We start from the raw sequence: 13,978 nt of genomic DNA, 5'->3' as shown, positions 1-13,978 counted from the left end.
GAATTAAAAGAAAGCGAGCGGATGAAACCAAATGGAACAATCGAAGAAATTGCCTGTAACGGTATTGAGTGGCTATCTGGGCGCGGGGAAAACAACCATTCTAAATCATGTGCTGCATAATCGGGACGGCATGAAAGTCGCCGTGATCGTTAACGATTTGAGCGAGGTCAATATCGACGCTAAGCTTATTCGCGACGGTAACGGACTTTCACGCACGGAAGAGAAGCTCGTTGAATTATCAAACGGCTGTATTTGCTGCACGCTCCGTGAGGATTTGCTGCGCGAAGTAGAGCGGCTTGCAAGGGAAGGCAAGTTCGACTATATCCTGATCGAATCGACGGGAGTAGGCGAGCCGGTACCGGTCGCTCAAACCTTCTCTTATGTCGACGAAGATCAAGGCATCGATCTGACGCGGTTTTGCAGGCTAGATACGATGGTAACGGTTGTTGACGCCTACCGGTTCTGGCGCGACTTCAGCTCGGGGGACACGCTGATGGACCGGAAGCAAGAGGTTGGAGCCGATGATACGAGAGAAGTCGTTGATCTGCTGATCGATCAAATTGAATTTTGCGACGTTCTTATTTTGAACAAATGCGACAGAGTCGGCGATAACGAGCTGGAGGAGCTGGAGAAGGTGCTTCGAAGCCTTCAGCCGCGCGCGAAGCTGATAAGGTCCGTATATGGACGCGTTAACCCTGCCGACATCATGAACACCAAGTTATTCGATTTTGAGGCGGCGAGCCGGTCGGCGGGCTGGATTCAAGAGCTGGAGAAGGAGCAGCATACTCCTGAAACGGAGGAATACGGCATTTCATCTTTTGTATATGAACGGATACGCCCGTTCCATCCGGAACGGTTAATGCGATGGATGAATGACTGGCCGGAGGAGGTTGTCCGGGCGAAAGGAATAGTGTGGCTTGCGACGCGCAATGATATGGCGCAGCAGCTTAGCCAGGCAGGACCGTCCATTCAATTCGGTCCGGCCGGTTATTGGGTGGCGTCGCTGCCTCCGGCTGAAAGAGCCGAAATCTTTCGCGAAAATGCAGAATTGCTTGAACAGTGGGACGCGAGCTGGGGAGATCGGATCAACAAATTCGTGTTAATCGGCCGTTCGATGGATCGGAAGGCCCTAACGGCCGGGCTGGACGCTTGTCTGCTGACGGATGACGAGATGAAGGCAGATTGGAGCACATGGAAGGACGAATTTCCGAATCGGCTCGACCTGCAGCTGGAGGAGCAGCTTCAATCATAAGCCGAAACGAAACAGGGCGGTCCCGTACGGACGGCCCTGTATTTCTTCCTTTATACATACCGACAAGAGCAAAAAATAAAGCCCTTCCGAAGAAGGGCTTTATACGCTTATGTACAATGGATAACTCCATCATGTGAGTAAAGATGGTGCGGTCGAGAGGACTCGAACCTCCACGGCTGTTACACCACTAGAACCTGAATCTAGCGCGTCTGCCAATTCCGCCACGACCGCATATCTGATGTCAACCTCTTGTGTCGACAAGAAATAATATATCACAGCGACTATGGGTGGGTCAAGCATTATTTTAATATTTTTTTATTGTTCACTAGCGGCATAATCCATACGGATACTCGGGGTGTATTCCGGCCAAAGCTTCGTTACAGGCTGAAATCCCGCTCTGCTAGCGCTATAGGGGAAATCGTACCCCTAAATCCGAAATTGTACCTTTACGCCTGGATCCGGTTTTCGCTACCATACTTAATAAGTAAGCGCTGTCAACAAAAATAGGCGGTAAACTCAAATCGGGATGGTGTGACATGGGGGCAATGAAGCTAAGCTACACAAGTCCGGCAGCCGGCTGGGCGCAAGGACTTCCGATCGGCAACGGACGGCTGGGCGCCGTTATTCAGGGAGGCATACAGTCTGAAACGTGGAGCCTAACGGAAATTACATATTGGTCCGGCAAGCCGGAGGAGCCGAAAGGCGACCCTGCCGCAAGCAGGCTTGCTCTTGAACGGATGAGGGAGCGTTTTTTTGCGGAAGATTACGAAGCGGGAGAAAGGCTGGCGCGGGAAACGCTTGAGCCCGAGAAAGGCAATTTCGGGACTCATTTGACGTTATGCGACCTCGTTCTTCGCTTTCATTATAAGGGACAAGAGGAATCCATCGGTCCAATCAAGCGGGAGCTTGATCTGGAGGAAGCTGTTGTGTCGCATGCCTACGAATGCGCCGGCGTCCGTTACGAGCGGAATGCTTTCGCCACACATGCGGCTGACATCATGGTGTCGCGGCTGGCCGCGGACCAGCCTTCCGCTTTGTCCTTTACGCTGGAGCTGGTCGGGAGGACATCGAGCTTTGAGACGGAGCTTACCAAGGAGGGAGCGATCCGCTTTATAGGGCGGGCGGTGGAGACGATCCATAGCGATGGAAGCTGCGGCGTCCATGCGCGCGGACTTGTCAAGGTGGAACTGCAGGGCGGTGAGATCGGGATAGATGGCGATAAGCTGTTGATTATCGGCGCGGACGAGGCGATTCTATACATTGGCGTAACAACGGATTACAGGAAGGAAAGCGGCAGTTGGGAGCGGCAATGTGACGAACAGGTCGAGCAGGCCATTGGAAAAGGATTTGACCGTTTGAAGTCGGAGCATGTGGCCGATTATCGAAAGCTTTACGAACGCGTTCAGTTGGATGTTGGCGATTCCGGGCATTCGGCGTTGCCGCTTGACGAGCGAATCCATCTGCTTAGGAAAGGGATAGGCAAGGACCCGCAGCTGTACGCGCTGTTTTACCAGTACGGCCGATATTTGACGATAGCGGGTTCCAGAGAAGATTCGCCGCTGCCGATGAACCTGCAAGGGCTATGGAACGATGGGGAAGCGAACCGTATGGCCTGGAGCTGCGACTACCATCTGGACGTGAACACGGAGATGAATTATTACCCGACGGAGGCTGCCAATTTGGCGGAATGCCATGTTCCGCTGATGCGCTTTGTGCAGCGGCTCTCCGAATACGGACGCGCGGCGGCTAAAGCTTTCTACGGCTGTGACGGCTGGGTGGCTCATGTATTCACCAACGCCTGGGGGTTCGCGTCGCCCGGCTGGGGTCTCAATTGGGGGATGAACGTAACCGGCGGTTTATGGATCGCAGCGCAGCTGAAGCAGCATTATGAATACAGTCTGGACCGGCGGTTTCTGGAGGAGACCGCTTACCCCGTGCTGAAGGATGCCGCTTTGTTTTTCCTAGATTACATGACTATACATCCAACGTACGGCTGGCTTGTTTCGGGACCGTCCAATTCGCCGGAAAACAGCTTTTATCCGAGCGGCGGGGCCGAAGGCGGCGAATACGCGTTATCTATGGGAGCGACGATGGATCAGATGCTCGTGCGGGAGCTGTTTCATTTTTGTATGGATGCGTCAACGACCCTTGGTGTGGATACGGAGCTCCGCGATAGGCTGGCCAATGCGCTCTCGCTGCTGCCGCCGCTAAAAATCGGAGCTGGAGGCCAGCTGCAGGAGTGGCTGGAGGATTATGGCGAAGCCCAGCCGGAGCACCGGCATATGTCGCATCTGTACGGGCTGTATCCGGGCGATCAGATAACGCCGCTGCGTACGCCCGAGCTAAGCGAAGCGGCGAGGATCACGCTTCTAAACCGGATGGCGCGTGAGGGTCTCGAGGACGTTGAGTTTACGCTTGCCCAGTTCGCTGCGAGCTTCGCGCGTCTGAAGGACGGAGAGAACGCCTTTAAGCAGCTGAACTATTTGATCGGACAGCTTTGCTTCGACAATTTGCTGACGTATTCCAAGCCCGGCATTGCCGGCGCTGAAACGAATATATTTGTAGCCGACGGCAATTTCGGCGGCACGGCTGCAATCGGAGAGATGCTGATGCAAAGTCATGCGGGATTCATCGAGCTGCTGCCCGCCCTTCCGGCCGCATGGAACGGCGGGAGGGTAAGCGGGCTTCGCGCCAAGGGGGGCGCGGAGGTCGATATCGCCTGGCAAGAAGGGCGATTAACCGAAGCGGCGATCCGGCCGAAGCATGCGGGGCGGGTCGCTGTCAGATACGGCGGCAAAACGGTCTCGTTCGAGCTGGAGGCGGCCCGCGTCTACCGGCTGGACGGCCGGCTTGATCTTGTGTCCGAATAACAACGGCATAGCCTCACGCTAATAAGCAACTGTTTGCGGCAGTTGCTTTTTCTTTAGGCGGGGCTTGCAGGATTGGCCGCAATCGGTTATGATAGCGCTCTCAAAGCGATGAATCGGGAAGGAGGCCGCATTCTTGCCTAGGTTCTCTAGCGTGTTCAGAAGATTTTTGATCTCGTATATTATTATTCTTATCATTCCGAGCATTGCGGGGTATATGTCTTACCAAACCGCCATTACCGTTACGGAAGACGTCTCGATCGAAAACGGCGTGACGCAGCTGCAGAAGAGCAAAGAGATATTGGAGCGACGCATGGCGGAGGTTGAGGGCTTTACAAGGCAGCTCGCGATCAATCAGGATTTAAGCATCCTTATGAACGAAAGCGGATCGGATGACAGGGCCAATGTGTACGGCATTTGGAAGATGATGCGCGATGTGCTGACGTTCGGGCAGACGAACGACTTTTTGCAGCATTTTTATGTCTATCTTAAAAATTACAACGTGGTGCTGACGCCCGGCGCAGCCTATTTCAGGCCGGAACACTACTATGACACCTACCGCTATCGCGATATGAAGTTTGAGAATTGGAAAGCCGAGGTGCTGGAGCGGACTCACCGAAGCGAAATTATGCCTCTCACCGACTTTGTGGACAACAAAATTGACACTTCGGTCGTTACGTATATGCAATCGCTGCCGCTCGACAGCTTTACCGGCTCTTCCCCCGCCGTCGTTGTGGTTGTCATCGACCAAAAAACGATTACGGGACTATTGTCCGGCATTACCGACCGGTACGGAGGCTGGGTTCACATCTCGGATGGAGAAGGCCGCACGATCGGTCTGATGGGAACGGAGGAAGCCAAGGTCGCCGAGCTGCAGGCGAGCGAGCGTTTCGACAGGGAGAAGCAGAGCCAGTTCTACAAGGACGACCTTGTTATTACGATACGCTCCGAGGCGAGCGGCTGGGTGTACCGGGCGGGCATTCCGAGGCATGTGCTGATGGAGGACGCAAATCAGATCAAGGCGATTACATGGACCGTTACCGGCATCGCGCTTGCTGTCGGCATCGTTGTAGGCTTCCTCCTGTCCTACCGGAACAGCGAGCCGATTAACCGGATATTAAGCGTCATGAAGGAGCAGTTCGGGCAGGAGACGCATTCGCACAGGAACGAATACGATTTCTTGCACGGCAATATTGCCCAGATGCTGACCAACAACAGGCGTCTGGAGGCTGAGCTGCATCGTCAGGCGCCTCTCGTGAGAGACGCTTTCTTAAAGCGGCTTCTGGCGGGCGAGTTCCAAACGCGGGAGGAAGCGATCGCCGCGGCCGTGCAGGCGAACGCGGGTCTGGGCGGGGATACGGGATATGTCGGCATTTTTCAGGTGAACGGTTATTCGTTGTTGGACAATGTGGAGGTGCTGAATGAGCTGAATGCGGCCAGGCTTATTCTGAAGCAGGCTCTGACTGATTCCGGCAGCTCAATCCGGATGACCGACAGCGGCTCGGACAAAATCGTGTTTCTGTTCGCGTTCGCCGATCTGCAAACGGCGGAGGGCATCGGGAAGGAAGAGGTGGCCAAAACGCTGGAACGGATCGCCCGGCATGCGTTCGAGGACTACCGCATTTCGGTAACGGCGGCGCTTGGCAGTCCGTTTAGGTCGGTGACGGAGGTCAGCCAATCGTTCGAGCAGGCGAAGCAGGCGCTGGACGCCGCTATCCATGCGAACCGGAAGGAGCTGACCTGGTACGAGAATATTCGCCAGGACAGCGCCACGTACCATTATCCGGTTGACCTGGAGCTGCGCTTAATCGGTACCGTCCGGGCAGGGGAATTGGAGGAGGCGAGACGGATCATCCAGTCCATAGTGGTTCAAAACACGGAGCAGCGCGAGCTCTCCTTCGAGATGAGCCAGCAGCTTGCGGGGGAAATGAAAGGGACGTTCCTCAAACTGCTTGATCAGAAAACGTTTATGGAGTCGGAGCAATTCGAGGAGCTGAAAACCCGCATTATCGACATCCAGCCCGGCGAGCCGCTGGAGACCATTCAAGCTGAGCTCGAAGCGGTTATGGAAGCGATGTGCGGCGTCATCCGCAGCAGAAAAAACGATCACCATGCCAAAACCGTGGAGCAGATTAAATCGTACATCGCCCACACCTATTCGGATTCGGCGCTCACACTGTACCGGATTGCCGAGCAAGTGGAACGCCCGGAAAAATACATTTCCCAGCTGTTCAAGGAAGCGACGGGGGTCAATTTGTCCGATTATTTGGAAAATGTGCGGATGGAGCAGGCGGCCATGCTGCTGAAGGGCGAAGCGCTTACGGTGGACGAAATCGCCGCCCGCGTCGGCTATAACAGCTCGCATTCGTTCCGCCGGGCGTTCAAGCGGGTGATTGGCGTATCGCCGAGCATGTTCCGGCAAAGCGCTGCTGATGAATAAGGAGGGAAGACGCGTGAAAATCGGATACAACCGAATATCGGCAGCTCTTCTGCTGCTCCTGCTGCTGAGCGCCTGCGCTGTCGCGTCCCATGCGCCTGACGATAAAGCTCGATCCGATGCCGGCGCGATTCGCATTCGGGTATTCGCCCAGCAGGATCCGTCAGTCGATTTGGCGACAAACGATTTTACGAAGGAGCTTGAAAGCCGCTTTCAGGTCCGGTTCGACTGGATCGCGGTGCCGTCGGCAGGGGCTAAGGAGAAACGGCAAATTTCGCTGGCCGGCGGAGATTACCCCGACGCATATATTTTGACGACATACGTCGATCAATTCTCGCAGGCGGATGTGCTCAGGTACGGTCAGCAGGGCGTATTCCTGCCGCTTAACGATCTGATCGACCGATACGCGCCGAACATAAAAGCCGCTATGCAGGAGAATGCAAGGCTAAGGGCCTTCAATACGGCGCCTGACGGGAATATTTACGGTCTAGTCGGGTACAGCGAGTGTTACCACTGCTCCTACCCGAATAAAATGTGGATCAACACGAAGTGGCTGAAGCAGCTTGGACTGGAGCTGCCCCGGACGACGGAAGAGTTCCGCCAAGTGCTGAGGGCTTTCAAGACGAGCGATCCGAACGGCAACGGCGCGGCGGATGAAATTCCGCTCAGCGGCTCCATTGAAGATTTCGGCGTTCGCGTCGTCCCGTTTTTGATGAACGGTTTTATTTACGACGATGACCGGACGTATTTGCAAGTGAGAGACGGCAAGGTGAGCTTAGCGGCAGACAAGCCGGAGTGGCGGGAGGGGCTGGCTTTTATCAAATCGCTCTACGACGAAGGGCTGATCGATCCCGGCGCTTTCGCGCAGAACGCTTCCGCTTTCAAACGGATCGGCGAAAACGCTCCGGCTCCCATTCTTGGCGCGGGCGCGGCCATGCATCCCGACATTTTTGTCGATACGGGACCAGGCAATACGCGGGGAAGCGACTACAATCCGCTTCCTCCGCTGGCCGGTCCGCATGCTTCGTATGCGACGCATGTGAATATCGGCGTCACGCCCGGCGCCAAGTTCGTCATCACGAACAAGGCGAGCAAGGAAGCGCAAATCGCGCTCATCCGGATGGTCGATTATATGTATACGCCGGAAGGGCAGGCGTTCGCCGAGACGGGGAAGGAAGGCGTCGATTGGCGGAGGCCGTTTGACGGCGAGCGGGCGCTTAATCCCGAGATGGAGCCGCGATTTGCCCGCATTCCGTTAAAAATCGGGGAGAAATCGAACAATTCCGGCTGGAGCGGCATGGGGCATTTCTATATGCCGAGGAAATACCGCGACAGCTGGGTGCAAGGCGACGATATCTACGCCCCCGACGGCTATGAGCGGCGGCTGATGGAAGCGACCCGGCTTTATGAAGGACATGGGCCGGAGGAGCTGCTGACGGTCGAATCGCTTTGGATCGATCCCGAAGAGGCGGATGAACTGAGCTTCCTGCAGCTCAACATCAAAAGCTTTGTGGAAGAGCATACGCTGCAATTTATTACCGGAGACAAACGATTGCACGAAGATTGGGAGTCATACGTGAGCGGCCTGCGCGAGCTAGGCGCAGACCGGTATGTGGACATTATGCAGAAGGCATACGACGCCGCTCCAAAGCCGTAATCGACCTACGAAATGAATAAGAGAGGAGACGCGGTCTCCCCCACAGGCCAACCCGGCGCGGGTTGGTCTTTTTTTGCGCCTCAAAAAGGAAGCAGCACATGCCTTGCGTAAATGTACGCCCATCGCCCATTTGTCCGGCCGGATTCGGGCGAAATGTACGCCGAAATGACGAAGTGTACCTACCGAAACGATGCCGTCATTCCGTATGATCGGACTTACAGAAAGCGCTGTCATACCATAAGCGGCAAGCATCCGAGGAGGGATCGTTCTGAAAAGAAATATCGTCATGACAAAACGCGCCATGCTCCCCGGCGCACGGCGGGGGACGCTGGAGCTGGCGGGAAAGAGCGTGAAAAAGCATTGGCAGCTGTATCTGCTTGTTATTCCGCCGCTGCTGTTTTTTCTTATCTTCAAATACGTGCCCATGGCCAACGCGGTGCTGGCCTTTAAGGATTACAACGTCATTAAAGGCATTTGGGGAAGTCCTTGGGTCGGTCTGAAATATTTTCAGATGTTTTTCGAAAACCCGATCTTTTGGACGCTCGTGCGGAACACGCTGCTCCTTAGCTTTTATCAATTGCTGGCGGGTTTTCCGATACCGATTCTGCTGGCGCTAATGCTGAACGAAATACGGAATGGACGCTTCAAGCGGTTCGTGCAGCTCGTTACGTTTGCGCCGTATTTTATTTCCACGGTCGTCATGGTGTCCATTATCATGCTGTTCCTGGCGCCGCGGCTTGGCTTCGTCAATATCGCGCTCCAATACTTCGGCTTCGCTCCTATTAATTTTTTGGGCGAGCCGGACATGTTCCGATCCATTTATGTATGGTCGGACATTTGGCAGACGGCGGGATATTCGGCGGTCATCTACCTGGCGGCTCTAGCCGGTATTGATCCGACGTTATACGAAGCGGCTAAGGTGGACGGAGCGTCGCGGTTCCAGAAGATTTGGCATGTCGACCTGCCCGGGATCCTTCCGACCATTACGATTATCCTCATTCTTAACGTAGGCAGCATCATGTCGATCGGCTTCGAGAAAATTTATTTGCTGCAAAATTCGTTGAACCTGCCCAAATCGGAGGTTATCGCAACCTACGTGTACAGCATGGGCCTGCTAAACGCCAATTACAGCTTCGCCACAGCGGTCGGATTAATAAACTCCGTCATCAATCTCATGCTTCTGGTCGCGGTCAACAGCTTCGCCAAACGAATATCGAACAACAGTATTTGGTAGGTAAGGAGGAACGATACATGGCTGCTTCATCCCTGGTGTCCAAACGAAAAATTCGAGAGTCGGCCGGTGACCGAATTTTTGTTTTTACGATTTACTTCATATTGAGCCTGGTGCTCGTTGCCGTACTGTATCCGCTCATTTATATTGCCAGCAGCTCGATCAGCAGCCCTTCGGCCGTCGTATCCGGCAAAGTATGGCTTTGGCCGGTGGATATTTCGTTCAGAGGGTTTCAGACGATATTCAAGACGCCGCTTATTATGACGGGTTATGCCAATTCCCTGTTTTACATGGCTGTTGGAACGTTGATCAGCGTTACGCTCACCGTCATGCTGGCTTATCCGCTTTCAAGAAAGACGTTTTTTGGCCGCAACGGCATTCTGATGGTAGTGCTGTTCACCATGCTGTTCGGCGGGGGCTTGATTCCGACTTATCTTGTCGTGAAGGAGCTCGGGATGATCGATTCCCGTCTGGCCTTGCTTATTCCGAATGCGATATGGGTGTGGCAGGTGATCATCGCGCGGTCCTTCTTCCAATCCGCGATTCCGGACGAACTGGCCGAAGCGAGCGCGATCGACGGATGCAGCGACTGGCGGTTTCTTAGAAGCGTTGTCCTTCCGCTGTCGAAGCCGATATTGGCTGTACTCGTCCTGATGTACGCCGTCGGGCAGTGGAACGCTTATTTCGACGCTCTGATTTATTTGAAATCGGATAAGCTGTTTCCGCTTCAGCTTGTGCTGAGGAGCATCATTATCCAGAACAACAGCGCGGGAGCGATGGATATCAGCATCCAGGTGCAAAGGGCTCAGCTGGCGGAGCTGCTCAAATATTCGCTGATCGTGGTGGCGACGCTGCCGGTGCTCCTTATTTATCCGTTCGTTCAGCGTTATTTCGTGCAGGGGATGCTTGTCGGTTCCGTCAAAGGCTGATGCTGTTTGCAGCTCATGAGGAGGTGAGGGACATGTAGCCTTCCGGGAGAGGATCGCTTACGCGATGATAAGCTTCGAGGAACAAGGTTCGATCATACTTGCGAATGAAAAGGGGAGTAGAATGCAAATGAAAAAGCTTAGCTGGAGCCTATTGTCGCTCCTTCTCGTGTTGACGCTTGTCTTGGTTGCCTGTTCGGGCAATAACGGAAATGCCGGCTCAACCGGCGCTTCGGATGACGGCTCATCCGGCACGGCATCGGAAACGGAAACGCCGTCCGAGCCGGTGGAGATCAGCGTATTTGCCGTGCAGGAGCAAGGCATTGATCTGAGTACGAATAAGTTCACGCGGCACGTGTCGGACATGTTCAATATTAAATTCAACTTCGAAGTGATCCCTTCAGACGGCGCAAAGGAGAAGCGCCAAATCTCTTTGGCGAGCGGAGATTATCCCGACGCCTACATGCTGACGCATTACATTGACCAATTCTCGCAAGCCGATTTGCTGAAATTCGGCAAACAAGGCGTCCTCATTCCATTAAACGATCTCATCGACAAATACGCTCCGAACATTAAAGCCGCGATGGAGTCCAACGCGGATCTGAGGACATTAAATACGGCGCCGGACGGCAACATCTACGGGCTGGTCGCTTACACGCAATGCTTCCACTGCTCGTACCCGAACAAAATGTGGATTAACACGGATTGGCTGGAGAAGCTGAAGCTCGACATGCCGACTACGCCGGAACAATTCAAAGAGGTTTTGAAAGCGTTTAAGACGCAGGATCCGAACGGCAACGGCAAAGCCGATGAAGTGGGACTGAGCGGGTCGACGGAAGAATTCGGCGTGCGCGTCCTCCCCTTCCTGATGAACCCGTTCGTCTACAATGACGACCGAAACTATTTGAATATGACGAACGGTAAGGTGGAATCGGCCGCAATCAAGCCTGAATGGAAAGAAGGACTCGCGTACGTCAAATCGCTCTACGACGAAGGATTAATCGATCCGGGCTCGTTTACGCAAAACGCTGAAGCGCTCAAAAAGATCGGCGAAAACGCGGACGCCGAAATATTGGGCGCCGGAGCGGGCATGCATCCGGCCATCTTCATCGATATGGCGGGCCCGCGCTTTCCTAAATATCATCCGGTGCCGCCGCTCCAAGGGCCGAACGGTTCGTTCGCGACGCATGACAACGGCGGAGTATCGCCGGGCGGCAAATTCGTCATTACGAACAAAGCCAGCGAAGAAGCGCAGATCGCGTTGATCAAGCTTGTCGACTATATGTTTACGCCTGAAGGGCAAACGAATGCGGGCTCCGGTATGAAGGGCATCGATTGGGAGGATCCGGCGCCGGGCGACCAAGCGCTTGGCGAAGGCGTCAAGCCCATGGTCAAAACGATTCCCGGCAAGGAAGGCGAGCCGCCTCGAAACGCGGGCTGGTCCGGCATGGGCCATTTCTATATGCCGAAGGAATACCGCGACAGCTGGGTGCAGGGCACGGATATTAACGACCCGGCGAACTATGAGCGCAAGCTGTACGAAGCGACGAAGCTGTACGAAGGCCACGAGCCGAAGGAGCTGTTCCCGTTCTGGTCGATCTGGATCGACCCGGCGGAAAGCGATGAAATGAGCATGCTGCAAACGAACATTCGCAACTACATCGATCAGAACGCGCTGCAATTCGTAACGGGCAGCAAGGATTTGGATAAAGACTGGGACGCCTATGTACAAGGGTTAAAGGATTTGAAGCTGGACCGTTACCTGGAAATTTTGCAAAAAGCTTACGACGCGTCGGCGAAAGGCTAAGAGGAGAAGCGCGAAGTCGGATGCCTCCGATGAGGTGTCCGACTTCCTCCCTCGAATAAAAGGCGAGGTGCAAGACATGAATGGAACGCATGCAGTCATTCGACTGAACGACTTCGGGATCAAACCGGATTCGGGAGAGGACGCGGCGGTAGCGATTCGTATGGCGATTGGTGAAATGGCAAGGATCGGAGGTCCTGTCGTTTTTACTTGCGATCCTGGAAGATACGATTTGTATCCAGAGCATGCCGCAAAAGCCTGCTATCCGGTCTCCAACACAGCCAGCGAAGTCGAAAATCCCGACGCGACCAAGACAATCGGTATTCGTCTGCAAGGTTTAAGAAACGTCACGCTCGACGGCAACGGTTCGTTGTTTGTGTTCCATGGCAAGCAAACGATGATCGTTGTGGACGGCTGCGAAGACGTCAGCATCCGAAATCTTCGGCTTGATTACGAGCGGCCGACCGTGACAGAGATGACCGTTGAACGAATAGGCGAGAATTTCATTGACGCCGTTGTCCATAAGGACAGCCGTTACGAGCTCGAAAACGGAGCATTGACCTGGGTAGGAGAAGGCTGGCGCTTCCGGGACGGTCCGATGCAGGAGTACGATCCACTGACCAATACAACATGGCGAATCGGCAATATCGTCATGGCCGCCGCGCGAATCGAGGAGAGGGAGCCGGGCAGGCTGCGGTTGATCTATGCCGAAGGCTGGCTGCCGCAGACGGCGGTCGGGCGCGTCTTCCAAGCCAGGGACGGCATTCGGGATCAAGTCGGCGCGCTTATTGTAGGAAGCCGCAAGGTGGCATGGCGCGATTTCGGCGTACATTTCATGCACGGACTCGGATTGGTCTGCCAATTCAGCGAGGATGTGACCTTCGAACGAATGGAGCTGGCTCCCCGCGCGGATACGGGACGCACCGCCGCCGCTTTCGCCGATTGCATTCACGCGTCTGGCTGCCGGGGATTAATCCGGGTAGCGAACAGCCGGTTTGCCGGCGCCCACGACGACGTCATTAACGTTCACGGTACATATCTGCGCGTTGCGGAACAGCCTTCCGAGGATGAGCTGATTCTCCGGTTCATGCATCCGCAAACGTACGGCTTTCCCGCGTTTTTCGCCGGGGACGTCATCGCATTCGTTCGTTCCGAGTCGCTGATTTCGTATGGAGAAGCCGTCGTGGAGGAGGCGGAGCTCGTCGAACCGCGCGTGATGCGGATCAAGCTCGACCGGCGACCGCCGAAGCAACTGCGCGCCGGCGATGTTATCGAGAATGTAACTTGGACGCCGGAGGTTGAAATCGTGGGCAACCGGATGGCTCGTATTCCGACTCGCGGGATACTGGTGACGACGCGCAGAAGAGCGCTTATCGAAGGTAATTTTTTTGAACGGATGACCATGTCCGCCGTACTGGTCGCATGCGACGCCAGCAGCTGGTTCGAGTCCGGCATCGTGACGGATTTGACCATTCGGGGCAATTCGTTCCTCGAATGCGGGCATGAGGATGCAGCCGTCATCTCCATCTCACCCGAGATTGCGACGGCGGAAGAGGGACTGTATGTGCATTCCGGCATCACGATCGAAGGCAACCGGTTCGACATGTGTAACGCTCCATTATTGGAAGCCGGCTGCTCGGAAGGTTTGATTTTTGCCAACAACCTGATCGTAGGCGCGGATAGAGGCGGCGAAGCCGGGGCGGTCATTCGGCTGGCCGCTTGCGACAAGGTATCGATCGTTAACAATCGTTATACTTGGCAATCGGCACAAGGGTGAAGGGAATAGCGGAGGGGGAGCCCTGTT

The 13,978-nt window shown here is 54.9% G+C and carries 8 protein-coding genes and 1 tRNA gene; 8 read left to right on the top strand and 1 reads right to left on the bottom strand.

The genetic code is table 11. The features are described from left to right. Positions 1 to 31 precede the first annotated feature (31 nt). Entirely contained in the window at positions 32 to 1,252 is a 1,221-nt protein-coding gene (locus D3P08_RS04425; RefSeq protein WP_119598231.1) for a GTP-binding protein, read from the top strand. A gap of 144 nt (positions 1,253 to 1,396) precedes the next feature. Here the strand turns inward: D3P08_RS04425 and D3P08_RS04420 are convergent. Beyond that, positions 1,397 to 1,483 (bottom strand) — tRNA-Leu (locus D3P08_RS04420). Between the two features lie 305 nt (positions 1,484 to 1,788). Between D3P08_RS04420 and D3P08_RS04415 the strand changes: the two genes are divergently transcribed. From D3P08_RS04415 to D3P08_RS04385, 7 genes are all read left to right on the top strand, one after another. Further along, entirely contained in the window at positions 1,789 to 4,122 is a 2,334-nt protein-coding gene (locus D3P08_RS04415) for a glycoside hydrolase family 95 protein (RefSeq protein ID WP_119598230.1), read from the top strand. 133 nt (positions 4,123 to 4,255) lie between these two features. Next, on the top strand, positions 4,256 to 6,559 hold the full coding sequence (locus D3P08_RS04410) for a helix-turn-helix domain-containing protein (RefSeq protein ID WP_119598229.1): 2,304 nt from the start codon (positions 4,256 to 4,258) through the stop codon (positions 6,557 to 6,559). Positions 6,560 to 6,572: 13 nt separating this feature from the next. After that, complete coding sequence (locus D3P08_RS04405; RefSeq protein WP_240647297.1) at positions 6,573 to 8,213, top strand: type 2 periplasmic-binding domain-containing protein; 1,641 nt, start codon at positions 6,573 to 6,575, stop codon at positions 8,211 to 8,213. A gap of 286 nt (positions 8,214 to 8,499) precedes the next feature. Next, positions 8,500 to 9,447, top strand: coding sequence for an ABC transporter permease (locus D3P08_RS04400; protein ID WP_206098917.1), 948 nt, complete (start codon positions 8,500 to 8,502; stop codon positions 9,445 to 9,447). A gap of 17 nt (positions 9,448 to 9,464) precedes the next feature. Beyond that, the gene (locus tag D3P08_RS04395; RefSeq protein ID WP_119598227.1) at positions 9,465 to 10,373 is read left to right on the top strand and encodes a carbohydrate ABC transporter permease; all 909 of its coding nucleotides are present in this window, start codon (positions 9,465 to 9,467) and stop codon (positions 10,371 to 10,373) included. Positions 10,374 to 10,500: 127 nt separating this feature from the next. After that, positions 10,501 to 12,177 (top strand): extracellular solute-binding protein, encoded by a 1,677-nt coding sequence (locus D3P08_RS04390; RefSeq protein WP_119598573.1) that lies wholly within the window; start codon positions 10,501 to 10,503, stop codon positions 12,175 to 12,177. Between the two features lie 76 nt (positions 12,178 to 12,253). Continuing rightward, positions 12,254 to 13,951 (top strand): right-handed parallel beta-helix repeat-containing protein, encoded by a 1,698-nt coding sequence (locus D3P08_RS04385; RefSeq protein ID WP_119598226.1) that lies wholly within the window; start codon positions 12,254 to 12,256, stop codon positions 13,949 to 13,951. Positions 13,952 to 13,978: the final 27 nt, after the last annotated feature.

It is taken from the genome of Paenibacillus nanensis (assembly GCF_003583765.1).
GTDB classification, from domain to species: Bacteria; Bacillota; Bacilli; order Paenibacillales; family Paenibacillaceae; genus Pristimantibacillus; species Pristimantibacillus nanensis.
Note: the sequence above shows the minus strand (reverse complement) of the source record. Positions and strands in the feature narration are given on the sequence as shown.

Excerpts from the sequence above, each read along its gene's own strand:
- D3P08_RS04425 (WP_119598231.1), top strand. The coding sequence starts at position 32 with ATGGAACAATCGAAGAAATTGCCTGTAACGGTATTGAGTGGCTATCTG.
- D3P08_RS04415 (WP_119598230.1), top strand. The coding sequence starts at position 1,789 with ATGGGGGCAATGAAGCTAAGCTACACAAGTCCGGCAGCCGGCTGGGCG.
- D3P08_RS04400 (WP_206098917.1), top strand. The coding sequence starts at position 8,500 with ATGACAAAACGCGCCATGCTCCCCGGCGCACGGCGGGGGACGCTGGAG.
- D3P08_RS04395 (WP_119598227.1), top strand. The coding sequence starts at position 9,465 with ATGGCTGCTTCATCCCTGGTGTCCAAACGAAAAATTCGAGAGTCGGCC.
- D3P08_RS04390 (WP_119598573.1), top strand. The coding sequence starts at position 10,501 with ATGAAAAAGCTTAGCTGGAGCCTATTGTCGCTCCTTCTCGTGTTGACG.
- D3P08_RS04385 (WP_119598226.1), top strand. The coding sequence starts at position 12,254 with ATGAATGGAACGCATGCAGTCATTCGACTGAACGACTTCGGGATCAAA.